At 37.2% G+C, this 23,848-nt stretch carries 20 protein-coding genes, 1 tRNA gene and 2 other annotated features; of the genes, 15 read left to right on the top strand and 6 right to left on the bottom strand.

The features are described from left to right. Window positions 1-10 precede the first annotated feature (10 nt). From IGL07_RS08955 to IGL07_RS08930, 6 genes are all read left to right on the top strand, one after another. Window positions 11-1,717, top strand: a complete 1,707-nt coding sequence (locus tag IGL07_RS08955; protein ID WP_002378495.1) for an ABC transporter ATP-binding protein — start codon at window positions 11-13, stop codon at window positions 1,715-1,717. Beyond that, window positions 1,714-2,547, top strand: coding sequence for an energy-coupling factor transporter transmembrane component T family protein (locus IGL07_RS08950; RefSeq protein WP_002359933.1), 834 nt, complete (start codon window positions 1,714-1,716; stop codon window positions 2,545-2,547). The genes IGL07_RS08955 and IGL07_RS08950 overlap by 4 nt, the downstream gene beginning before the upstream one ends. A 442-nt stretch (window positions 2,548-2,989) precedes the next feature. Further along, window positions 2,990-4,798 (top strand): glutamine--fructose-6-phosphate transaminase (isomerizing), encoded by a 1,809-nt coding sequence (gene glmS / locus IGL07_RS08945; protein WP_002356940.1) that lies wholly within the window; start codon window positions 2,990-2,992, stop codon window positions 4,796-4,798. Window positions 4,799-5,152: 354 nt separating this feature from the next. Beyond that, window positions 5,153-6,433: an aminoacyltransferase gene (locus IGL07_RS08940; protein WP_075575389.1), complete on the top strand. Its 1,281-nt coding sequence runs from the start codon at window positions 5,153-5,155 to the stop codon at window positions 6,431-6,433. Between the two features lie 47 nt (window positions 6,434-6,480). Then, the gene (locus IGL07_RS08935) at window positions 6,481-6,771 is read left to right on the top strand and encodes a hypothetical protein (protein ID WP_002359936.1); all 291 of its coding nucleotides are present in this window, start codon (window positions 6,481-6,483) and stop codon (window positions 6,769-6,771) included. Between the two features lie 175 nt (window positions 6,772-6,946). Continuing rightward, entirely contained in the window at window positions 6,947-7,912 is a 966-nt protein-coding gene (locus IGL07_RS08930; RefSeq protein ID WP_010712623.1) for a hypothetical protein, read from the top strand. Between the two features lie 87 nt (window positions 7,913-7,999). Here IGL07_RS08930 and IGL07_RS08925 read toward each other — a convergent pair whose 3' ends face one another. From IGL07_RS08925 to IGL07_RS08915, 3 genes are all read right to left on the bottom strand, one after another. Next, complete coding sequence (locus IGL07_RS08925; RefSeq protein ID WP_002383739.1) at window positions 8,000-8,179, bottom strand: hypothetical protein; 180 nt, start codon at window positions 8,177-8,179, stop codon at window positions 8,000-8,002. Window positions 8,180-8,392: 213 nt separating this feature from the next. Beyond that, window positions 8,393-9,880, bottom strand: a complete 1,488-nt coding sequence (locus IGL07_RS08920) for a glucosyltransferase domain-containing protein (RefSeq protein WP_010817461.1) — start codon at window positions 9,878-9,880, stop codon at window positions 8,393-8,395. 160 nt (window positions 9,881-10,040) lie between these two features. Further along, window positions 10,041-10,113: transfer RNA gene (locus tag IGL07_RS08915), tRNA-Thr, on the bottom strand. Window positions 10,114-10,320: 207 nt separating this feature from the next. Next, window positions 10,321-10,566, top strand: a binding site (T-box leader). Between the two features lie 300 nt (window positions 10,567-10,866). Beyond that, window positions 10,867-11,117 (top strand) — a binding site (T-box leader). 85 nt (window positions 11,118-11,202) lie between these two features. Between IGL07_RS08915 and IGL07_RS08910 the strand changes: the two genes are divergently transcribed. The 5 genes from IGL07_RS08910 (at window position 11,203) to IGL07_RS08890 (ending at window position 16,941) form a co-directional block, all read left to right on the top strand. Then, window positions 11,203-12,273, top strand: coding sequence for a methionine ABC transporter ATP-binding protein (locus tag IGL07_RS08910; protein ID WP_002369140.1), 1,071 nt, complete (start codon window positions 11,203-11,205; stop codon window positions 12,271-12,273). 18 nt (window positions 12,274-12,291) lie between these two features. Then, window positions 12,292-12,972: a methionine ABC transporter permease gene (locus tag IGL07_RS08905; protein ID WP_002366918.1), complete on the top strand. Its 681-nt coding sequence runs from the start codon at window positions 12,292-12,294 to the stop codon at window positions 12,970-12,972. A 19-nt stretch (window positions 12,973-12,991) separates the two neighbouring features. Next, window positions 12,992-13,825, top strand: a complete 834-nt coding sequence (locus IGL07_RS08900) for a MetQ/NlpA family ABC transporter substrate-binding protein (RefSeq protein WP_002377024.1) — start codon at window positions 12,992-12,994, stop codon at window positions 13,823-13,825. A 14-nt stretch (window positions 13,826-13,839) separates the two neighbouring features. After that, complete coding sequence (locus IGL07_RS08895) at window positions 13,840-15,033, top strand: amidohydrolase (protein ID WP_010817460.1); 1,194 nt, start codon at window positions 13,840-13,842, stop codon at window positions 15,031-15,033. A gap of 369 nt (window positions 15,034-15,402) precedes the next feature. Next, entirely contained in the window at window positions 15,403-16,941 is a 1,539-nt protein-coding gene (locus tag IGL07_RS08890; RefSeq protein ID WP_010817459.1) for an ABC-F family ATP-binding cassette domain-containing protein, read from the top strand. Window positions 16,942-16,995: 54 nt separating this feature from the next. Here IGL07_RS08890 and IGL07_RS08885 read toward each other — a convergent pair whose 3' ends face one another. The 3 genes from IGL07_RS08885 to IGL07_RS08875 are packed head-to-tail and all read right to left on the bottom strand — an operon-like array spanning window position 16,996 to window position 19,524. Next, the gene (locus tag IGL07_RS08885; protein ID WP_002356954.1) at window positions 16,996-17,922 is read right to left on the bottom strand and encodes a metal ABC transporter substrate-binding protein; all 927 of its coding nucleotides are present in this window, start codon (window positions 17,920-17,922) and stop codon (window positions 16,996-16,998) included. After that, the gene (locus IGL07_RS08880; RefSeq protein ID WP_002377030.1) at window positions 17,909-18,778 is read right to left on the bottom strand and encodes a metal ABC transporter permease; all 870 of its coding nucleotides are present in this window, start codon (window positions 18,776-18,778) and stop codon (window positions 17,909-17,911) included. Before IGL07_RS08880 ends, IGL07_RS08885 begins: the two co-directional genes overlap by 14 nt. Continuing rightward, window positions 18,775-19,524 carry a metal ABC transporter ATP-binding protein gene (locus IGL07_RS08875; RefSeq protein WP_002360005.1) on the bottom strand — a complete coding sequence of 250 codons (750 nt, stop codon included), beginning with the start codon at window positions 19,522-19,524 and terminating at the stop codon, window positions 18,775-18,777. Before IGL07_RS08875 ends, IGL07_RS08880 begins: the two co-directional genes overlap by 4 nt. Window positions 19,525-19,736: 212 nt before the next feature. Between IGL07_RS08875 and IGL07_RS08870 the strand changes: the two genes are divergently transcribed. The 4 genes from IGL07_RS08870 to mnmA all read left to right on the top strand — a co-directional run bounded on the left by IGL07_RS08870 (window position 19,737) and on the right by mnmA (window position 23,775). After that, complete coding sequence (locus tag IGL07_RS08870; RefSeq protein ID WP_002362076.1) at window positions 19,737-20,711, top strand: ribose-phosphate diphosphokinase; 975 nt, start codon at window positions 19,737-19,739, stop codon at window positions 20,709-20,711. 156 nt (window positions 20,712-20,867) lie between these two features. Next, a complete protein-coding gene (locus IGL07_RS08865; protein WP_002360007.1) occupies window positions 20,868-22,013 on the top strand; it encodes a cysteine desulfurase family protein in 1,146 nt (381 codons plus the stop codon). A gap of 67 nt (window positions 22,014-22,080) precedes the next feature. Beyond that, entirely contained in the window at window positions 22,081-22,425 is a 345-nt protein-coding gene (locus IGL07_RS08860; RefSeq protein ID WP_002356959.1) for a DUF1831 domain-containing protein, read from the top strand. A gap of 225 nt (window positions 22,426-22,650) precedes the next feature. After that, window positions 22,651-23,775, top strand: a complete 1,125-nt coding sequence (gene mnmA / locus IGL07_RS08855; protein WP_002362075.1) for a tRNA 2-thiouridine(34) synthase MnmA — start codon at window positions 22,651-22,653, stop codon at window positions 23,773-23,775. Window positions 23,776-23,848 lie beyond the last annotated feature (73 nt).

Raw genomic sequence — 23,848 nt, 5'->3', positions numbered from 1 at the left:
GTGAGGCCGAATGAAAAAACCAATCATTACTTTTAATAATTTTTCCTTTCAATATCATAGCCAATCTGAACCGACATTAAAGGGGATTCAATTAACCATCTATGAAGGAGAAAAGGTTTTAATCGTTGGGCCTAGTGGTAGTGGCAAATCAACATTGGCGCAATGTATCAACGGGTTAATTCCCAATATTTATGAAGGTGAGATTCAAGGAACAGCTACGGTTGCTGGTAAAAATATCCAAGAAACAAGTCTATTTGATTTGTCTTTTGATGTAGGAACTGTTTTGCAAGATACCGATGGGCAGTTTATCGGCTTAACGGTTGCTGAGGATATTGCTTTTGCTTTAGAAAACGATGCAGTTGAACAAGCAGAAATGAAAAAAGCGGTCCACAAATGGTCCGAGATTGTTGAGCTGAATCAGTTATTGCAACACCGTCCACAAGATTTGTCAGGTGGTCAAAAACAACGTGTATCTATGGCGGGCGTTCTAATTAACCAATCAAAAATTTTACTTTTTGATGAACCTTTGGCTAATCTTGACCCACGAGCAGGACAAGAAACAATGACTTTGATTGACACCATTCAACAAGAAACAAAAGCGACTGTTTTAATAATAGAACATCGCTTAGAGGACGTTCTTTGCGAATCAGTTGATCGAATTATTGTCATGAATGAGGGCGCAATTATTTCTGATACAACGCCAGATGAATTGTTACGTCAAGATACGTTGACCCAGCAAGGGATTCGTGAACCTTTATACGTTACAGCCATGAAATATGCTGGGATTGATTTAACACAAGTTAGTCATTTAGACAAATTAGCCGAAGTATCAGGCGAAATGGTTTTGCCTAAAATGACACAGTGGTCTGTCCAACCTAGTTCAGTTAGTGCAGTCAAAGGAGCTGAACTATTACGTTTGGAACAAGTGTCCTATCAATATGATCGTCATGGTGAAAAAGTGTTAGATGACTTCTCAGTAACTATTCATCATGGAGAAATGATCAGCATTGTAGGAAAAAATGGTGCCGGGAAATCTACACTTTCTAAAATAATTTGCGGGTTCATCACGCCTCAATCGGGCAAGATTTTATGGGAAGGGCAGGATTTTTCCAATTATTCAATCAAAGAACGTGCAGATAAAATTGGTTATGTGATGCAAAATCCCAATCAAATGATTTCTAAAAAAATGATTTTTGAAGAAGTAGCTTTAGGATTAGTTTTACGAGATGTGCCACAAGCAGAAATTGAGGAACGTGTGACGAATATTTTACATATTTGTGGGCTGTATCCCTTCCGGAACTGGCCGATTTCTGCGTTGAGTTTTGGGCAGAAAAAACGGGTAACTATTGCATCAATCTTAGTTTTAGAACCTGAATTATTAATTTTAGATGAACCAACAGCTGGGCAAGATTTTAAACATTACACAGAAATGATGACATTTTTAGAAGAATTGAACCGCTTAGGTGTGACTATTTTAATGATCACTCACGATATGCACTTAATGTTGGAATATACAACACGTGCGTTAGTAGTTTGTGATGGACGTTTACTAGCAGATGCGACTCCAGTTGCTGTTTTAACAGATGAAAAATTAATTCAAGCAGCTTCTTTAAAAGAAACGAGCTTGTTTACCTTTGCTAAAGCGTTAGGCTTGGAAAATCCCTTGCTATTTACGGAAAAATTTGTTGCTTACGATCGTGAGGTGCGTTTTGGATGAGTGAACGACAAATGTTAGGCTATCATCCTGATTCAACCTGGATTCATCGCTTAAACGGCACAAGCAAATTAGTCTTTTTAATCGTTGTCTCTGTGGCTTGTATGACCACGTATGATACTCGTTATCTGTTAGGAATGTCTGTGGTTTCGCTTGTTTTGTTAAAATTATCAAATATTAAATGGCATCAAATATCTTTTGTTATTAAATTTATTGCTATTTTTTCTTTGTTAAATATCTTAACGGTTTACCTTTTTGCACCTGAATATGGGGTTGATTTATATCAATCACGTACCGTGATTTGGGAAGGAATCGGACGGTTTACTTTGACACAAGAAGAATTATTTTATGAATTTAATTTAGTTTTAAAATATTTCTGTACGATTCCGTTGGCATTAATCTTTTTATTAACAACAAATCCTAGTGAATTTGCCTCCAGCTTGAATCGAATTGGTGTGAGTTATCGGATTAGTTATGCAGTAGCGCTGGCTATTCGTTATATTCCCGATATCCAAGAAGATTTTTTTAATATTTCTTTAGCACAACAAGCGCGAGGGTATGAGATGTCTAAAAAGGGACGGTTAGGCCAACGAATCAAAGGCGTAGCACAAATCGTTTTACCCTTAATCCTATCTAGTTTAGATCGAATTGAAACTGTGAGTACCGCTATGGAATTAAGGCGTTTTGGTCAAAAGAAAAATCGAACGTGGTATGCGCAACAACCTTTTCATCTGCGTGATTTTTCGGTAATGTTACTTGCCTTATGCTTATTAGGAATCAGTTTCTGGTTGTTCCATGTGAATGGTGGCCGGTTTTATAATCCATTCCAATAAATAACAAATTGATAAGGTTCTATAAATAGAACGGATATTTTTTTATTATTAAGAATCTAGTACTTTCTCTTACTATGAGTGTACTAGATTCTTTTTTTGCAACTTTAAAGAACTAGACCAATTTTCGTTTTTTAGATTTTTGTTGACAAGCACCTACTTTTAATTGTATGATTGTTTATGTTTCTACGGAATATATTTACAAAGGAGGTATATAGACCAATATCGGATAGCGCCAGACCTGAACGTTCAGGTGACGAGGAGAGAGCTTATCGAAGATTCGGCGGGTGGCTCTAGGGACTGCACTCTACAGATAACAAAGAAAAACTAATTGTGAAGTTAGAACAAAGCGGTTATCACGCAGGTAGAAACATATAATGGGATTTGCTAGTTAAACAGGACCTAGTAAATACAGAATTTCAATTGGAAAGTAGGAATTAGCATTATGTGTGGAATTGTCGGAATGATTGGGAAAGAAAATGTTACGGAAAGTTTGATCCAAGGATTAACAAAATTGGAATATAGAGGTTATGATTCTGCTGGGATTTGTGTGAATGATCAAAGCCAACAGCCCCATGTAGTTAAGGCAGTTGGGGGCATTGCCGATTTAGCAGCAAAATTAACGCCAGAAATCGATGGAACGGTTGGTATTGGTCATACTCGTTGGGCCACTCATGGCGAACCAACTGTCGCCAATGCACATCCCCATGTTTCAAGCGATCAACGCTTTGCATTAGTGCATAATGGTGTCATTGAAAACTTTGAAGAATTAAAAGAACAATTTTTAAGTGGTGCTCACTTAATTGGTGATACAGATACTGAAATCGTCGTTCAATTAATTGCTCATTTTGCTGAAAATGGTTTTTCAACAAAAGATGCTTTTAAAGCGGCTTTAGCCGAAATTAAAGGTTCATACGCTTTTGCATTAATGGATAAAATGGATCCCAATACTATCTACGTAGCGAAAAATAAAAGCCCGTTACTTATCGGTCTAGGTGAAGGCTTTAATGTTATTTGTAGTGACGCGATGGCGATGATTAAAGAAACCAATCAATTTGTTGAGATTGTTGATGGTGAAATTGTAACTGTTACAGCGGATAAAGTAGTAATCGAAACGCCAGAAGGACAAGTAATCAACCGAGAACCTTTTGAAGCGCAATTAGATTTAAATGACATTGAAAAAGGAACATATCCGTTTTATATGCTCAAAGAAATTGATGAACAACCTGCAGTGATGCGCAAAATTGTTCAAGCATATACTCAAGGTGAAAAAGTGACTTTAGATGAGGCGTTACTTGAAAAAATTAATCAATGTGACCGAATTTACATTATTGCTTGTGGGACAAGTTATAATGCAGGTTGGGTCGGAAAATCTTTAATTGAAACGATTGCCAGTATTCCTGTGGAAGTTCATTTATCAAGCGAGTTTGGCTACAACATGCCTATTTTATCTGAAAAACCGTTCTTCATTTTCTTAAGCCAAAGTGGTGAAACGGCAGATAGTCGCCAAGTACTGGTACAGGTTAATGAATTAGGTCATCCATCACTTACATTAACAAATGTTGCTGGCTCAACATTATCACGTGAAGCGGACGATACCTTGTTATTACACGCAGGACCAGAAATTGCTGTCGCTTCCACCAAAGCTTATACTGCTCAAATCGCTGTCTTAGCTATTTTAGCAAAAGCAATTGGTGAAGAACGCCAGACATTAGCAGCCGTCTCATTTGATGTGGCTCACGAATTGAGCGTGGTAGCAGCTGTCATGGAAACCTTGATTGATGAAAAACAACAAATGAAAGCCTTGGTGGAAGATTATCTGACGTATACTCGAAATGCCTTCTATATTGGGCGAGGAGTCGACTATTATGTGTCGATGGAAGCGGCCTTGAAGTTGAAAGAAATTTCCTACATTCAAGCAGAAGGCTTTGCGGCAGGTGAATTGAAGCATGGAACGATTGCCTTAATTGAAGAAGGAACACCTGTGATTGGGATTGTGACAGATGCCAAAGTCGCAGCCCATACAAGAGGCAATTTAAAGGAAGTCGAAAGTCGTGGAGCAAGAAATATTGTGATTGCCTTGGAATCCTTGGCAAAACCACAGGACCAACTAATTATTCCAGATGTTCATCCGTTACTTTCTGCCTTAGTTAGCATTGTTCCAGGTCAATTATTAGCGTACTATGCAACCTTACAAAGAGGCTACGATGTTGATAAACCAAGGAACTTAGCCAAAAGTGTAACTGTTGAGTAAATCAAGAACCTGAGAGAAAGATGTTTAACGGGTTCTCATAAGTTTTAATATCTGAGGTCGGGACAGAAGCGTTTAACTCCGAGAAATAAGAAGGAGTTGCTTCTGTTCCCGCCGTTTATAAGTTTTTGAGCGTGGAGCAAAAATCCAAAGTGATTTTTGTCCCACGCTCAGATATTTTTTATAAAAGAAAGATATTCAGTCAAAAATGAAATATTCCAAAGAAATTCTTTTTTTCCGTTGAAAACTGTTTGCATTTTAGCAAAATTAGATATAATTAATAAGAACCGAAAAATAAGAATTAGCCAGTGAGGTAACTTTGTTTGAAAGAAAGCAAAAAGTAGGTTAAGCTGAAAAGTGCTAATTTATTTAACAAAAAAAGATTGTGAGTTGTTTGATATGGATCAGTTTAGTACATTAACTGAACAAGAATTTACTACCTTTGCAATGACACATCCTGCAGGTAACTTTTTAGAAACACCCGAAATGAAACATTTATTGGAACGACGTGGCTGGCATTGTGAATACGTTGGCGTCAAACGAGAAGGGCAACTAATTGCTGCGTGTATCCTAAGCAAGAAAAAAGTCAAAATTGGTTATGCTTTCGACATTGACGGCGGAATTTTGATGGATTATACAGATAAAAAATGTGTAGAAGCCTTTTTCACAGGCTTAAAAAAATATGTGAAAAAAAATGATGGCCTTTATTTAACCTTTACTCCCAATAAACAAATTTGTTTACGTGATTTTAATGGCGGTGAAGTTGAAAAGGTCAATCAAGAAACATTTGACTATTTCACATCAATTGGTTTTGAACACCAAGGGTTTGATGTGCACAATTTTGATGGCGCGCCACGTTGGCTGTTTGTCAAAGATATGGCTGGATTAACAGAAGAAGAGCTCTGGAAATCTTATGGAAAAGATGCTAAATATGACATCAAGAAAACATGGGAATATGGAGTAGCAACCCGAGAACTTCGTTACGAAGAGCTACCTCTCTTTAAGAAATTAACGGAAGAAACAAGTGCACGACGTAATTTTGAAGATAAGGATTTAGCTTATTACCAAGCTGTTTATGAAGAGTTTGGCGAACGAGCAAAATTTATGGTGGCGGAACTAAACTTTGCTACTTATTTAGAAAATCTTCATGAGAAATTACGCAAATTACAAGAGACGCTCAACGAAGTCAATGAAGCGTTAATTGTCAATCCTAAAAGCCGTAAAAAAAATAACCAGAAACGTGAATTTGAAGATGAAGTTCGTACCGTGCGCAAACGGATTGACGAAGCTAAAGAAATGAAAACATCAGATGAACCTGAAATTTTAGCAGGCGCCTTATTCATTGTTCATCCACAAGAAGTGGTTTACTTGTTTAGTGGTACGTATGAAAAATATAAACAATACTATGCACCGTATTTAATTCAACATAAAATGTTAACTTACACAGTAGAAAATAACATTCCCAAATATAATTTTTATGGCGTTGACGGTGTCTTTGATGGAAGTGATGGGGTTCTTAAATTCAAACAATCCTTTGGCGGTCATGTCGAAGAATTAATGGGCAATTTCCAATGGAAAGCCAAACCAATGAAATATGCCTTATATCACGCATTAAAAACAATTAAAGAAAAAGTCTAAAATTAAAACCTAATCCTTAAAAAGGAATGGCAAAGTGAGGCGTTTAAATGGAAAATCAAGTTGAGGTTATGACGTATGCACAGTTAAAAGAAATTATGCAGGCGTTAGAAGCAAACGAAGCGATTACAGAAGATACAAAAGTCTTTATTGATACAGGCTGGGATAGCGTGCAAGAAGTAGCACCAGATGCAGTCAGTATTGAAAAAGTTGCTAAATTTACAGTAGCAGATGTTTTAACAAACGAAAGTTTTGCTGGGTATAGTTTAGAAGAAAAGGCGGAGAAGATGAACGCTGAAGGCGACCTAGAAACGGCAATTATTATTCGTAATCTTTACTAAAAAAGTCCGTTTGAATAGTTAAAATCGAGGTCGGGACAGAACCGTTTAGCTCCTAGCAACGCGTAGTGTTGGTTCTGTTCCCGCCGGTTATCAGGTTTTGAGCCTGGAGCAAAAATCCAAAGTGATTTTTGTCCCAGGCTCATCTGCTTTAAATAAGAAATAAAGGAGGTTAGATATGAGTACCATTCATGAATTTCCAAAAAACTATGAACGTTTTATTGCACAAGGAGAAGAAGCACTTGTAGAACATAATCAGATCGCCGCTTTAGAAAATTTTCAACAAGCCTATCAGCTACAACAAACGCCGCCAGTAAACCAAAAAATTGTCCAATTATTGTTGGAAATGGGTGAAGCTGACGAAGCACTAGCATTGGCAGAAGCGTTCCAAGAGTCTTATTTTGAGAACCTTGAAACAGCGGCAATTTATATGCAAATTTATAGTCAAAGTCGTCGCTTTATTGAAGGGTATATTTTATTGAAGCAATTACTTCAAACTAAAAAAATAACGCTAGCACAACAAAAAACGTTAGAACAGCAATTAATGCAAGTGGAAGAGGCGTATCAACAATTAGAAACGCAGCAAATTCAAGCAATTAAAAGGAACTTGTTAGTAAGCGATCAATTGCCCGTTTATCAACAATTAGCGAACATTAAAACCAGTTTATATTTGCCTAAACCAGTATTTGTGGAAGTCGCAAAAGATTTAGTTATGAACCAAGCACTTAGTTATTTTGCTCGGGAATGGTTCATTGAAGAATTAGCACTGTTGCAATTTTCAGAACCACTGACCTTTCTTTGGTATGACAATCAGCCTCAGACAGTCTTACTAGAAGGAAAAACTGGACCGTTAAATACGCCAATCTATTCCGAAATTTATACTGAACTTAGGAATCGCTTAGAAAATGATGATCCAATTATGCTGCAGCATTTGGAAGAAGAAATTCGATTGCATCTTGCCTATTTGTATCCATTAGCAGAGACGGTTATTTCAGATCCAACTATCTGGGTCTGGGGTTATTTGGCAACCTATTATCCTGAATATATTGAAAAAGAATTGACTGAAGCAAAAGGCCATCAAATCGATGCTGTTCAAAATGTTCAACAGGCGATACGAACGGCATTTACACAAATAATGCTTTAAAAAATGGCACGTCCTAAAAGCGAGGACGTGCCATTTTTTCGGTTTCAGAAATTTGCTGAATCTGCTCTAATTGCTTTTCTTGACTGATTATTGCGGATAATAGAAAAAAGCAAGACAGAAATAAGTAAAAAGGATTCCTTGAATCAAGCAAATCACAACGAACAATGGCGTTGCTCCTGGAAAAGAATCAGAAATCCGTGTAATTAAAAATTCAACCAACCACAAAATCATTGAAAATAAAAATAATTTTTTCTGACGAGTTCTCATAGTCCGCAACAACCTTTCTGGTGATTTTCACTTCTCTATCATAACATAGAAAACGAGCTGTTTTTTCTCAAAAATTTTGTTACTTCATAAGAAAAATGGGAAATAAACAAGTTTCAGGAAGTAATAAATGTACCCGAAAAGAATACTTAATCCATCTTAATCAAACCATACAGTCACGTTTATTGCAAAAGAAGTGTTTTTGGATGGAACAAATTATTTCATAAACACAAATATTTCTTTGTTGTTTGTATAAATGTCATAAAAGTGATTACTTACTACTTTTTGATTTTTAGACATATCCGTATCTGTCAGTGGTGCCATCTCTACTCCTAAATTCGATGAAGTATTGAACCAAACGTAATTAGGGAAGTATAGACCGTCATTTGGTGGCACGATTTTTGAAAGAATTGGGTAGTTTCGACTTGTATTAGCATAAACAGTTGAATTTTTGAAAAACGTATTTAAATAAACTTTTTTTCGTTCGTTTGTTACAACATTTTTTAAATCATCTGTTAAAACAGCTGCTTGGCGATTGAATGCTTCTTTTTGATAGTTTAATGTGGAAGAATACACCAAAACAAACGATAAAATATAATAAGATAACAAGCTGGCCACAAGTAACGAAGTTAGATAAATTGCTTTCACTTGTCGATTGTTAAATAAACTTAACATGCTGATTGTAACGAAAACAGCAAATCCGTAAATATAGCGAGGCGCATCACCTGCGATATTTCTTGAATAGACAATAAAAATACCAAAACTTAAGAGAGAAGCAAGTCCTAAATACAAGATACAATAAAGGAAACTTAGGCCTAAGTTGATTTTGCTATTTGATAGATGACTAATAAAAAATAAAACAAGCAGTAGGAGCAGTAATAAGAGCCATAAACGATTACTCTGGTTCAATAGCTCTGAAAAATAATGGTAACTATTTTGATAAGCCACACTGGGAATATCATGCAAACTTGGTAAGGCCTGACTGCCCCCAATGTTGTTTGTTGCGGAAGGTACAAATTTTAACTCGATAAGGTAGCTGACTATAGAAAGTAGATAAGCGATAGCAGCAAGTGCGACTTTTTTACAAAGAGCAATGAAATTTTCTCCAGCAAGTAACTGCTTGAAAGTAAGGAATAAGACGATAACTATATAAATTCCTGACGAGGCTTGGTAAGTATTAAACATAACAAACAGTGAAAAGACAGAAACCAAGAAAAACGTAAAAGAATTACGCTGCCACCAATAAAAAGGAAGAAACGAACAAAAAATACTCAATGCCATATAGGGACTATCAAACCTGAAACTAAGACATTGAAGGAACCAAGGATTGAGGCCAATTAAAGTAGCTACCAAAGAGGAACCCCAGCTAATTTTTTGGTCATTGATGATATAAATAGCTAGTATGCTTGTGAGAGATAAGATAAGACCTGTCAGAATCGGTGTGGTCAAGCCCAGATCTGTCAAATGACGACTTCCTTGAACAAACCATGAGAGAAATTCACTGCCCCAACGTGCGTAAGTCGTACCAAAATCTGTCATTCCAGCGACTTGGCGAGCATTATCATCTAAATAAGGGAAATTGATAATGCCGATGGATAAAACTGCCACTTGATAAATTAAAATGATCAATAGAAGATAGGTTTTATTTTCAATACACCAATTCTTTAAATCAAATTTTTTTGATTCTGTAGGTAATTGTTTCATGATTGTACTCCACTCCAATAATTATTTAACAATTAAAATATACCATAACGAGTGGAATGAAGAAATTGCTTTTGTTATTTTCTCATCTTGACAGAACACTAAGAGTAGGCAAAACAAAAAAATCCCAACTCTTTATTAAAGAGTTGGGATTTTACCAAAAAGCCACCTGCCGGGCTTGAACCGGCGACCCCCACCTTACCATGGTGGTGCTCTACCAACTGAGCTAAGGCGGCGTTTTTAAAGGCTACACTGCGACGAGTAAACGTCAAAGTTCCTTTTGAAAAATCGTACAAATCTCGTGCACAAGAAATAGAATAACGTATAGATGAAAGTTTGTCAATTGCTCTTTCGTAAAAAAAGAAAAATGATTTTTTTCTAAGAAAAACTGTTGACAATCTCTTTTTTGTCTAGTAAAGTGTAAATCAACATCACAGATAACTATTCATTCGTTGAAGAGAAGAGTAAATTTTGATGACCTTCAAAAGAGAGTCCTGATTGGTGAAAAGGGACAAGGTTCAGAAAAGTTGAAGATGGCCTCTGAGAATAAATTGCTGATAAGTAAGCAATTTCGGCTAAGCACCCGTTACCATGTGCACCAAGTTAATAAAGACTTGGATAAGAGATGAGATATAAAGAATCAGTTATATTTCGAAAAAAGGTGGTACCGCGAATCATTCGCCCTTTACTAGCAAAACGCTAGTGAAGGGCTTTTTGCTGTGAATCACTACGACTGGCTCGAAGCGACAGAGTAGATGATGAACAGTACAAGGTGACCGAAGGGCAAGTTGTGTCATTTGCACGAAAGTGTTCCTACGATTCTCGCCAAAGCTGCGATTCTCGTCACAGTCAAATCCTGTTGAGCACTACGACTGATGCAAAGAGAGAGAGCAGCTATTATCTGCGATTACTCGATGCTTGAAGGGATAGGAACTCTAGTCTGTTTGATTTTGAAAATAAACGAAAATCAGTTTAAAATGAATAGAAATAAAAAAGCAGTGATATAGTAAGTACAAGACTTGATTTGTCTAACAGAGAGCCTAGGTAGCTGAGAATAGGTGACAAAGACGTTTTGGAAAATGGCTATTGAGCAAGCGCTCCGAGTGTTAAACACAAGGCGGCGACGGGGGCTCCCGTTATCGAGCTAGGGTATCGAACATATTGTTCCGTACTTGAAAAGGGAATTTGTGTGAGCAAATTCTGAACATGAGGTGGTAACACGCAAAAAAGCGTCCTCAACGATACAACTCGAGTTGTGTCGTTGAGGATGCTTTTTTCTTTTTTATGAAAAAATGCAGATTGGTAAGAATGAAGGGGGATAAAGAATGATTGAACTAAAAAATATCAGTGTGACATTTCAACAAAAAAAACAAGAAATTCAGGCTGTCCAAGATGTTTCTTTGACAATTGATAAAGGGGATATCTACGGAATCGTTGGTTATTCCGGTGCTGGAAAAAGTACGTTAGTACGGGTAATTAATTTATTGCAACGACCAACAGCGGGCACCGTTATTATTAACAAAGAAAATATTTTAACTTTTTCTAAAAAGGAATTACGACAACAACGAAAAAAGATTGGAATGATTTTTCAACATTTTAATTTGATGAAAGAGCGGACCATATTTAGTAATATCGATTTTTCATTAAAATATTCTGGGCTAAGTAAAAGTGAACGGCGTCAAAAAATCAGCCATTTATTAGAGCTAGTTGGACTAAGTGAAAAACGGGACGCTTACCCCAGTCAACTATCAGGAGGGCAAAAACAGCGGGTTGCGATTGCCCGCGCTTTAGCAAATGATCCTGAAATTTTACTTTGTGATGAAGCGACGAGTGCGTTAGATCCAAAAACAACGGGACAGATTTTAGCCTTGTTAAAAAAGTTAAATCAAGAACTGAACTTGACGATTGTCTTAATCACCCATGAAATGCAAGTGGTTAAAGAAATTTGTAATAAAGTCGCGGTGATGGAAAATGGCTGCGTTGTCGAATCAAACGATATTGTTTCGATTTTTAGTCAACCCCAACAACCTTTAACCAAAGATTTTATCCGGACAGCAACTCATATTGACCAAGCATTAACCACGATTCTTGAACATCCTAAATTAGCTGATTTAGATAAAAATCAAGAATTAATTGAATTTTCTTATGTGGGAGATCAAACGAACGAGCCATTAATTGCACAATTGTATAGCCAATATCAGGTGTATACGAATATCCTTTATGGCAATGTCGAAATTGTTCAAAACGTTCCTATTGGCCATTTAATTGTGGTGCTTTCTGGCGATGAGGCCCAGCGTCAACAAGCCCTTGCTTATTTAGCGAAACAAGGCGTGCGAACCAATGTTTTGAAAACCTATCAGCAAACGAAGCAAAAGCAGAATTTACAGGTGATTTAAAAAAGGAGTGAACTGAGAATGTATCAATTATTTGAGAAATATTTTCCGAATGTTGTCCAATTAAAACAAGAGTTTCTTCAAAGTACATGGGAAACAGTATACATGGTTTTTTGGACAGCCTTGATTGCTGGCGTGTTAGGAGTCTTGTTGGGTGTTGTGCTTGTCAGTACTGGGCCCAGTGGTGTTTTGAAAAATCCACCCCTGTATAGTGTCTTAGAAAAAATTATTAATGTTTGCCGCTCTATTCCTTTCATTATTATGCTCGCACTGATTCAACCATTAACACGAATTTTGGCAGGAACAACAATTGGTACAACCGCAGCGTTAGTTCCGTTAGTTATTGGCGTAATTCCATTCTTCGCGCGCCAAATTGAAAATGCGTTATTAGAAGTAGATCCTGGTGTTATTGAAGCGGCAGAAGCCATGGGGACGAGTCCCTTAGGGATTATTTTTCGGGTCTATTTAATTGAAGGGTTACCAAGTATTATTCGTGTTTCAGCAGTGACAATTATTAATTTGATTGGATTAACAGCCATGGCAGGAGCGATTGGAGCCGGTGGTCTGGGCAACTTAGCGATTACTCGAGGGTACAATCGGTTTCAAACCGATGTGACATTTATGGCCACATTAATTATTTTAATTATGGTATTTATCAGTCAAGCCATTAGTAATCAATTAATCAAAAAAACATCACATTAGAAAAAAGGAGAACTGACAAATGAAAAAATTTAGTAAATTAATTGGACTTATTGGAGTATTAGCTTTTACGATTGCAGGTTGTGCATCGGGGACTGCGAAGGATACTAAGACAGAAACTGTTAAACTAGGCGTTGTAGGAACAAAAAACGATGAATGGGAATCGGTCAAAGACCGTTTGAAAAAGAAAAATATTGATCTACAATTGGTAGAATTTACAGACTATACGCAACCAAATGCAGCATTAGCAGAAAAAGAAATTGATTTAAATGCCTTTCAGCATCAAATCTTTTTAGACAATTACAATAAAGAACATGGGACGAAATTAGTATCAATTGGCAATACAGTCAATGCACCATTGGGAATTTACGCCAATAAATTGAAAGATATCACGAAAATTAAAGACGGCGGAGAAATTGCTATTCCTAATGACCCAACGAATGGTGGGCGGGCGTTAATTTTATTACAAACTGCAGGACTGATAAAAGTTGATCCTGCGAAACAGCAACTACCGACTGTCAGTGATATTACTGAAAATAAACGCCAATTGAAAATAACTGAATTAGATGCTACGCAAACAGCGCGTGCTTTACAAGATGTCGATGCTTCAGTGATTAATAGCGGCATGGCTGTCGATGCTGGGTATACACCAGATAAAGATGCTATTTTCTTAGAACCTGTAAACGAAAAAGCGAAACCTTATGTGAACATTGTCGTGGCTCGAGAAGAAGATCAAGAGAATAAACTTTATCAAAAAGTTGTAGAAGAATATCAACAAGAAGAAACGAAAAAGGTCATTGCAGAAACATCAAAAGGCGCCAATGTTCCAGCCTGGGAAACATTTGGTAAAAAATAAAGGAGGCATTTATAATGAGTACAACAACGATTCAAACAATCCAAGAAGCTATTGCTACAGAAAAGGAATGGATAATCCATTTAAGACGTCATTTTCATCAATACCCTGAAGCAAGTTTAAAAGAATATGAAACGATTAAGCGCATTAAAGAAGAACTACTAGCCTTAGCTATTCCTTTTGTAGAAGTAGGGGAAACGGGTGTTTTAGCAACCATTGAAGGAGGTCTTGGCGCTGGCAAAACGATTTTGTTACGTGCAGATATTGATGCGTTGGAATTGCCAGATGCAACAGGTGCTGCCTATGCTTCTAAAAATCCAGGACTCAATCATGCTTGTGGACACGATGGTCATGCGGCAGCATTGCTAGGTGCAGCTAAAGTGCTCAAAAAACATCAGGATACCTTTTCAGGAACGATTAAACTGGCCTTCCAGCCAGCTGAAGAAATTGGTGCAGGCGCTCGACAATTTGTGGAAGGAAATTATTTAGACGCAATCGACCAAGTGTTTGGGATTCATTTAGATTCTAGTGTGCCGGTCGGGAAATTAGTCGCTACCAAAGGCGCCACCAACGCCTCTTGTGATATTTTTAAAATTGAAGTCAGTGGTCAAAGTAGTCACGTCGCCCAACCACAGAATGGCCGAGATGCTGTTTTAGCAGCGGCCAGTATCGTTGTGGAATTACAAAAAATTGTAGCTCGCGAGATTGATCCTTTAGATTCTGTCGTAGTAGGAATTGGCGTTTTACAAGCAGGAACACGCTATAATATTGTAGCAAACCAGGCAACCATTGAAGGTACTGTTCGAACATTTAGTCAGGAAACGCGCCAATTTGTTTTACAACGAGTCGAAGAAATTGCCCATGAAATTGCCCAGTCTCATCGCACAGAAATTGCTGATTTTTCTGTTTATGCGGCAGCGAATCCATTAATTAATGAAGAACAAGCAACCAACCGTGCACAGCAGGTAGCCAGTGAAATTGTTGGTTTTGAAAATGTTGTGACCGATCATCCTAAAAGTTTAGGGGCGGATGATTTTGCTGATTACTTAGGGGTAATTCCTGGTATCTATGGACGGGTCGGTTCACGAAACCCTGAAAATCCTGCTACTCATTTTGGACACCATCATGAACAATTTGATATTGATGAACGTGCCTTACTTTTAGCAGCAGAGTACCACGTACGCTATGCATTAAATTATTTGTCAGAATAATAGGGATAGGGAGCCGACAAAATGATGGTTTGTGGGCTCCTTTCGTTATAAACCAACGTGGCTTGCTTTCTTGTCATTCTATGGTAGAATACAAGCATAAGAAAGGTGATTCACATGTTTTTTGTTTTAACTGATAAATTAACAAGAAAAGTAGCTCCCGATAGTTTAAGAACAGATGAAGCACTGTTGTGGAGCCGAGCAATTAATTTCTTCATCGCTTGATAGGACATTTTTTGACTAGAAAAGCTAGTCTTATTTGAGTGTACGTACAAGCGGTTGTCGGGATTTCTGTCAGGATGGACGACGTGCAGACGTGGTTCTTTTTTTGTTGTCCCAAAATAATCAGTTAACAAGAAAGAAGTGACGAAAATGAGTATTTTAACTATTGAACATTTAACGCATCGGTTTGGCGAAAAGGTCTTGTATGAAGAGGCTTCATTGCAAGTGAATAAAGGGGATCATTTAGGCTTAACTGGCCAAAATGGGGTCGGCAAATCCACCTTAATTAAAATTTTAACGGGGGAAGTATTGCCAGACGAAGGAACGATTCAGTGGCAAAAAAATTGCAAGATTGGGTACTTGGATCAGCATGTTTCTGTAGAACAATCACTAACGATGGTTGATTTTTTGAAACAAGCCTTTCAAGAACTTTTTGATAAAGAAGCGAAACTGACAAAACTTTATGAAGAATACAGTCAAACGGCTTCGGAAAAACTTTTAGAACAAGCAGGCAAGTTACAAACAGATTTAGATGAAAGTAATTTTTACCAAATCGACACGATTATTCAGGATTTAGCCAATGGGTTAGGACTACAAGCAATTGGTTTGGATAAAAAGTTAGGGGAGCTAAGCGGTGGTCAACGTTCAAAAGTGATTTTAGCAAAATTATTGTTAGAGGCCCCTGATGTGTTACTTTTAGATGAACCCACCAACTATTTAGATGATACACATATTCAATGGCTTGTTCGCTATCTGAATAATTTTGAAGGAAGCTTTCTATTAGTCTCCCATGATTATCAATTTTTAAATGAAGTGACGAATTGCATCGCAGACATTGAGTTTGGCAAGTTAACCAAATATACTGGAAATGTAGAAAAATCTTTTGCACAAAAAGAGCAGAATAAACAAACCTATTTGAAACAGTATCAGGCCCAACAAGAAAAAATTGAAAAAATGGAAGCCTACATTCGTAAATACAAAGCTGGAAATCGAGCAACGATGGCTAAAAGTCGACAAAAACAATTGGACCGCTTGGAACGATTGACTACGCCTGGTTCCTTGACTAAGCCGGCGATTGAATTTCCTTATCAAGGGTTAGTTGCAACGCAAGCACTAACGACCCAAAAGTTAGTTGTTGGCTATCGGGAACCTTTGTTAGAACCGTTAGATTTAATGGTTCATGTCGGTGAAAAAGTCGCATTGAAAGGTTTCAATGGGATTGGCAAATCAACATTAATTAAAACGTTAACGAAAGTGATTCCTTCATTAGATGGAGAATTTCATTATCCGCTGAATACAAAAATTGCTTATTTTACCCAAGACTTAGCGTGGCCTAATGAACAGTTAACGCCACTAGACTATTTATCAGATCGTTTTCCAGATACCACGATTAAAGAGCGAAGAAGTCATTTGGCTAGGGCAGGTTTACCAGATAAGTTAGCAATGCAGTCGCTAGCCCTGTTAAGTGGTGGTGAGCAAACAAAAGTAAAACTAGCGGAACTAATGATGCAAACAAGTAATTTGTTATTTTTAGATGAGCCAACCAATCATATTGATGAAGCGGCCAAAAAAAGTTTACAAGAAGCAATTCACGTTTACCCAGGAACGGTTTTTCTGGTTTCCCATGAAGCAGATTTTTATGAGGAAATTGTGGATCGAGTAATTGATATTGAGGAATTAGTTAAATAAAGAAGAAAGAACCAAGTTGAGGGGGAGTCAACTTGGTTCTTTCTTCTTTATTATTTATTTACTCATTAAGCCATCATGGATTTTTGTTAAATTCCAGTTCATCATGCTGTAGTACGTATCGCCTTCTGTTCCTTCTTTGGCAAGAGAGTCTGTGAAAAGTGTATCGTAAATTGGTCGTTTCACTTCTTTTGAGACACGTTCCATACTACGTTTATCGACACTGGTTTCAACAAATAACACAGGTGCTTTTGATTTCTTAATGGTATCAATAATCGTGGTCATTTGTTCAGGTGTTCCTTGACTTTCTGTGTTAATTTCCCAAATATAAGCGGCATTTAAATCATAAGCTTTGGAGAAATATTTAAAGGCACCTTCACTTGTAACTAATAATTTTTTATCATCAGGAATATCAGCAAATTTAGCTTTGGCTTCCTCATGTAGTTTGCTAAGTTTTTCGGTATAATTTTTCGCGTTTTCTGTATAGAAATCTTTATTTTTTGGATCTTTTTCTACTAACACGTCACGAATGTTTTCTACATATTTAATGCCATTTTCAATGTCTAACCAAGCATGCGGATCTTCTGTTTGTTCTTGACCGGCACTTGTTAAATATTGTGGCGTAACATTTTTGCTTGTAGAAAAGTAATCTTTATTCTCAACTTTTTTGGCCGTTTTCATTAATTTGTTAAACCAGCCATTTCCGCCTGTTTCTAAGTTCAAGCCGTTAAAGAATAAAATGTCCGCTTCAGAAGCTTTCGCAATGTCTTCTGGTAACGGTTCATATTCGTGAGGGTCTGTCCCAATTGGCACAATACTATGCAGCTCAATTTTGTCTTGCCCAACATTTTTCACTAAATCAGATAGGATCGAGTTCGTTGTCACAATTGCTAATTTTTCTTTCTTTTCAGCGGCTTGATTCCCGCAAGCAGCTAACGTTAACCCTGCTAAAAGTGTTAAAAAAAATAAACTAAATTTTTTCATTCGTTGATTCCTCCATTTCTTTCTGACGGTTTACAAATACTAGGCCTTTCTTTGGTGAGAAAAAGAAAGCCAATAAAAAGAATAAGGCGGCGGTTAAAACAATCGTCGCACCAGAAGCTAAGTTATAAGAATAACTGAAGAATAGGCCAATCACTGAACTTAAAATCCCAAAAGTAGAGGCTAAGCCAATCATTGTCGGTAAGTGATTTGTTAATAGATAAGCTGTTGCCGCTGGCGTAATCAGCATGGCAATGACTAAAATAGTTCCGACGGTTTGTAAAGAAGAAACAGCGACTAGTGTTAGTAAAAACATCAATGCATAGTGGAAAAATTGAATATTTAAACCATAGGCCTGAGCCATTGTGGGATCAAAAGAAGTGAGTTGCAACTCTTTATAAAACAATGCCACAAAAATCAAAACAATCACGCCGACGACACAAGTAATTAAAATATCGGTATCTGCAACCGCTAATACATTTCCAAACAGAATATGATATAAATCTGTGGAACTTTTTGCAAAAGAGATAAAAATAATCCCTAAAGCAAAAAAAGAACTAAAGACAACACCAATGGCAGTATCATTTTTTAGTGGACTTTTTTGGGTAATAAAGCCGATCGATAATGCAGCTAATAAGCCAAAAATAGAAGCGCCAAAAATATAATTGAAACCAAACATATAAGAAACAGCGACTCCTGGTAAAACGGCATGGGAAATCGCATCACCCATCAAAGACATCCCACGTAAAATAATGAATGAACCAATTACCCCTGAAATGAGTCCGACAATTACAGACGTCAAAAGGGCATTTTGTAAAAATTGATAACGGAATAAACCATCAATAAATGCAGCAATCATTTTGCAACCCCCTGTATTAATAAATCACCTAACAAATCACCGTATGCTTCTTGGAGCGTTTCTGCAGTAAATGTTTGTTCAACAGGACCCGCAGCAATTAGCCGGTTTTTCAAAACGATTAATTCATCAAAATAGTGGGACACTTTGTGCAAATCATGGTGAACAATGATAATCATTTTACCTTGATTTTTTAATGATTTGAGAATATCCATAATCACTTTTTCACTAGACATATCAATGCCGACGAAAGGTTCATCTAAAAAAATCACCTCAGCACCTTGGGCCAAAACACGGGCGATAAATACACGTTGTAATTGGCCACCAGAAAGTTCACCAATCTGGCGTTGCGCATAGTCTTCTAATTGCACCATTTTTAATGCAGCCATGGCTGCTTGCTTTTCTTTCTTTCCTGGGCGTTTTAATAGTCCCAAGTTTGGATAGGTTCCTAGCAAGACCGTTTCAAAAACGCTAATTGGGAAACTAAGATCCAAGGCGCTACGTTGTTCTACATAGGCAATGGTTGTTTTTTGTTGGTCAATCGCTTGATTATTTAACAAAACATCACGTTCCTTTGTTTTAATCAAGCCTAATAACCCTTTAATAAATGTTGACTTTCCAGCACCATTTGGTCCGATAATTCCAGTAATTTTACCGGAGGGAATAGTAACGTGGATATTATTTAAAGCGGTCCGTCCTTGATATTGAACGGTTAACGCTTGAACAGCTAAGTTAAAGCTTTTTCTCATGAAATTCCTCCTTTTTAGGTTTGCCTTAAAATCAGTATAAGGGATAGTTTAAGAAAATGCAAATAATTTTTAGGCGCACCTAAATACAAGCGCTTTTTTCACAAAGAAAACCGTTTCTTTCAATAAATTAAGGAGGATCCCATGATTTTTATGACAAAAAATGGTAGAATATGAATGAAAACGACTATTATTTTATATTGACGGAGGATATCATGACCGAAAACTATCAAGATGACACCTTACGCATCTTCAGTTTAAATGCAAATCGACCACTTGCTGAAAAAATCGCAGCATCAGTAGGAACAGAATTAGGAAAAAGCACCGTGCGCCAATTTAGTGATGGCGAAATTCAAATTAATATTGAAGAAAGTATTCGTGGCGATCATGTCTACATCATCCAAGCAACGAATGCCCCTGTAAATGATCATTTGATGGAATTGCTTATTTTAATTGATGCATTAAAACGTGCTAGCGCAAAAACAATTAATGTTATTTTGCCTTACTATGGTTATGCTCGCCAAGACCGCACAGCGAAACCAAGAGAGCCCATTACTGCGAAATTAGTTGCTAATATGTTAGTAGAGGCAGGCGCAACACGTTTGTTAACATTAGACTTGCATACTGTTCAAGTCCAAGGATTTTTTGATATCCCAGTAGATAATTTATTTACAATGCCTTTGTTTGCTCATTATTATCGTCAACAAGCATTAGTAGGGGAAGAAATTGTGATTGTTTCGCCTAAAAACAGTGGCGTTCAACGCGCACGTAGTTTATCGGAGTACTTAGATGCGACCTTAGCAATTGTCGACCATGAAGAGATTGATGGGGTGCGTCAAGAAGGTTACGTTATTGGGAATGTCGCTGGGAAAAAATGTATTCTTGTTGATGACATTTTGAATACTGGTCAAACGTTAGCCACAGCGGCGGAAGTTTTAATGAAAAATGGTGCGCAAGAAGTGTATGCTTGCGCCTCGCATGGTTTGTTATCAGAAGGCGCAAAAGCAACCTTAGAAAATGCGCCAATTAAGGAAATTAGTATTACTGACTCTGTTTATACGACAGCAGACCGCCAACCAGCAACCTTGAATATTATTTCTTGCGCTGAGTTAATGGGGGAAGCGTTACTTCGTATTCATGAAAATAAACCAATGAGTCCATTATTCCGTTTAGAACCAAAAGGAGAATAAGTGGTTCCTTAAACTAAAAATAGGTCTAACAACTTTAATAGTGTTGGGCCTATTTTTCTTATCTCTTTTATAAATAGAAGAGAAAGTATTCTGATTTTGTGTTTTAAGCTTTTTATGCTAGAATAACGCCAGAACATAAGGAAAGGGACGAGTCATTTGGAACCCATTTATTTAGATCATGCGGCAACAACGCCGCTTCATCCAACGGTCATTCAAGCGATGACTGAAAATATGCAAACGACTTTTGGTAATCCATCAAGTATTCATCAGTTTGGACGAAAGGCACACGGTCTTCTGGAAGAAGTGCGTCAAACGATTGCCGAGAGCTTACAAGCCAAACCCCACGAAATTATTTTTAATAGTGGTGGCACAGAAGGGGATAACACAGCCATCTTGGCAGTTGCTTTTTCTCGTCAAAAGGAAGGAAAACATATTATTACTACGGCAATTGAACATCCCGCTGTGTTACGAACGATGGAATACTTAGAAACGTTAGGCTTTGAAGTGACTTACTTACCTGTGAATGAAAATGGTCAGATTTCAATGGATCAATTCAAAAAGTCTTTACGCGAAGAAACGATCTTGGTTTCAATGATGTATGGCAATAATGAAATTGGAAATCGATTACCAATTGCTGAAGTTGGTGCAATTCTTAAAAATCATTCGGCGATTTTTCATACAGATGCCGTCCAAGCTTACGGAAGTGAAGTCATTTTACCTCATGAATTAGGGATCGACTTATTAAGTATTTCTGCTCATAAAATCAATGGTCCAAAAGGCGTAGGTTTTTTATTTAAAAGCGATGCAATCCAATTACCACCTCTTTTACATGGTGGGGAACAAGAAGAAAAACGACGTGCGGGCACGGAAAACTTAGCTGGAATTATTGGCATGGGTACTGCCGTTTCATTACTAACTTCTGCAGAAAAGCAAGCAAGAAAAACAGCCTATCAAAGTTTTCAAACGATTATTTTAAAAGCGTTAGAAGAAGCCAATATTGATTTTTCAATTAATGGTGAACCAACGAATCGTTTAGCGCATGTCTTAAATCTTCATTTAAAAGGAATTCCCAGTGATTTGCTCTTAATGCATTTGGACTTAAGAGGTATTGCGATTTCAACAGGCTCGGCTTGTACAGCGGGAACTGTGGATCCTTCGCACGTGTTGACAGCGATGTATGGAGAAAATTCCTCAGCTATTAAAGAATCAATCCGGATTAGTTTTGGCTATGGGAACACACCAGAAGAAATTGCGACTTTTTCTGAAGTACTAGTTGCAGTGATTCAACAATTGAAAAAATAATCTGATTGCGGCAGCTACAGGTTTTCGCTATAATGAAGATAACAATGAAAATAATGAGGTGGAACCCATGGCATTTACAACAACGGCTGCTGTTGAAGGCTCAACAGTTTTTTACAAAGTACATCCTAGTGCAAAACGCTATACATTAAAAGATAACGGCTTTACTGAAACAAAATCAGGGAACTTTCAATTGATTCGTTCCTTAGATCCAACGCCTCAGAGAAATGAAGGCTTCAAATTGAAAATTACGATCACTGCTGATCTAAAAGAGTTGAAAATGTCCATTACAACGGCAAATGGTTTAAAACCAATGAATATTTTCAAGAATGAACAACATGAAATGAGTAAAGAAAAATACTTTTTCTTAATGGATGGCTTAATTAGCCGTGGTGTATTAGAGAAAGTAGAATAACTTAGAGAAACCTGAAGAAACAAGTGAAAGTAGCTTGTTCCTTCAGGTTTTCTGTTTCTTTGAAAGCAATAGCTTGTTGGCTGTGTCTTTGTTCCAAGTATTTTCTCATTATACGCCCGGCTTGCTTTACTTATTTCAAAAAAATAGTATAATGAAAAGCACTGAAAAGTTACGACCTTCAAATCGTGGATGATTTCAGAATCTAATTGAAATGATGGTGATAAAATGGCAGATAACAGCAAAACGCGTGTCGTGGTAGGCATGAGTGGCGGTGTCGATTCATCTGTCACAGCGTTGCTTTTAAAAGAGCAAGGCTATGATGTAATTGGGATCTTTATGAAAAATTGGGACGATACAGACGAAAATGGTGTCTGTACCGCAACTGAGGATTATAAAGATGTCGCAAAAGTAGCGGATCAAATTGGGATTCCGTATTATTCGGTCAATTTTGAAAAAGAATATTGGGACCGTGTGTTTGAATATTTTTTAGCAGAATATCGGTTAGGACGGACACCAAATCCAGATGTCATGTGTAATAAAGAAATTAAATTTAAAGCATTCCTAGATTATGCCATGCAACTAGGCGCTGACTATGTTGCAACTGGCCACTATGCACAAGTAGAAACGGATGAAAATGGCGTAGTGCATATGTTACGTGGAATTGATAATAATAAAGATCAAACCTATTTTTTAAGCCAATTATCACAAGCCCAATTGGCAAAAACAATGTTTCCATTGGGTGGCATGGAAAAATCAGAAGTTCGTGCAATTGCTGAACGTGCTGGATTAGCCACAGCCAAGAAAAAAGACTCAACGGGCGTTTGTTTTATTGGTGAAAAGAATTTCAAAGAATTTTTGAGTAATTATTTACCAGCTAAAAAAGGCAACATGGTGACAGAAGATGGCGAAATCAAAGGACAACATGATGGTCTGATGTATTATACTATCGGTCAACGCCAAGGCTTAGGAATTGGTGGCGGCGGTAAAACACAAGAACCATGGTTTGTAATTGGGAAAGATTTAACTACCAATACATTATATGTGGGACAAGGATTTCACCATGAAAAACTATATGCAACACATTTAGAAGCCAGTGAGGTTCATTTTACTGTTGATACGCCAATGCCAAAAGAGTTTGACTGTACGGCTAAATTCCGTTATCGTCAAGCAGATATTCCAGTGCATGTTTCCTTATCTGAAGATGGCACAAAAGCAACCGTTACGTTTAAGGAACCAGCGCGCGCAGTCACTCCAGGTCAAGCTGTTGTTTTTTATGATGGAATGGAATGCTTAGGGGGCGGCTTAATTGATCGCGCCTACCAAGATGAAAAAGAACTACAATACGTCTAAAAAGTTTCACGAGTTGTGAAACAAAAAGGATGAAGTTAACCAAAAGAAAAGCAGATATGCTGGTCATAAAACC

Source organism: Enterococcus sp. DIV1368f (genome assembly GCF_051712245.1).
Taxonomy (GTDB): domain Bacteria; phylum Bacillota; class Bacilli; order Lactobacillales; family Enterococcaceae; genus Enterococcus; species Enterococcus faecalis.
The sequence above is the reverse complement of the archived record's forward strand: the minus strand, read 5'-3'. Positions and strand labels throughout refer to the sequence as shown.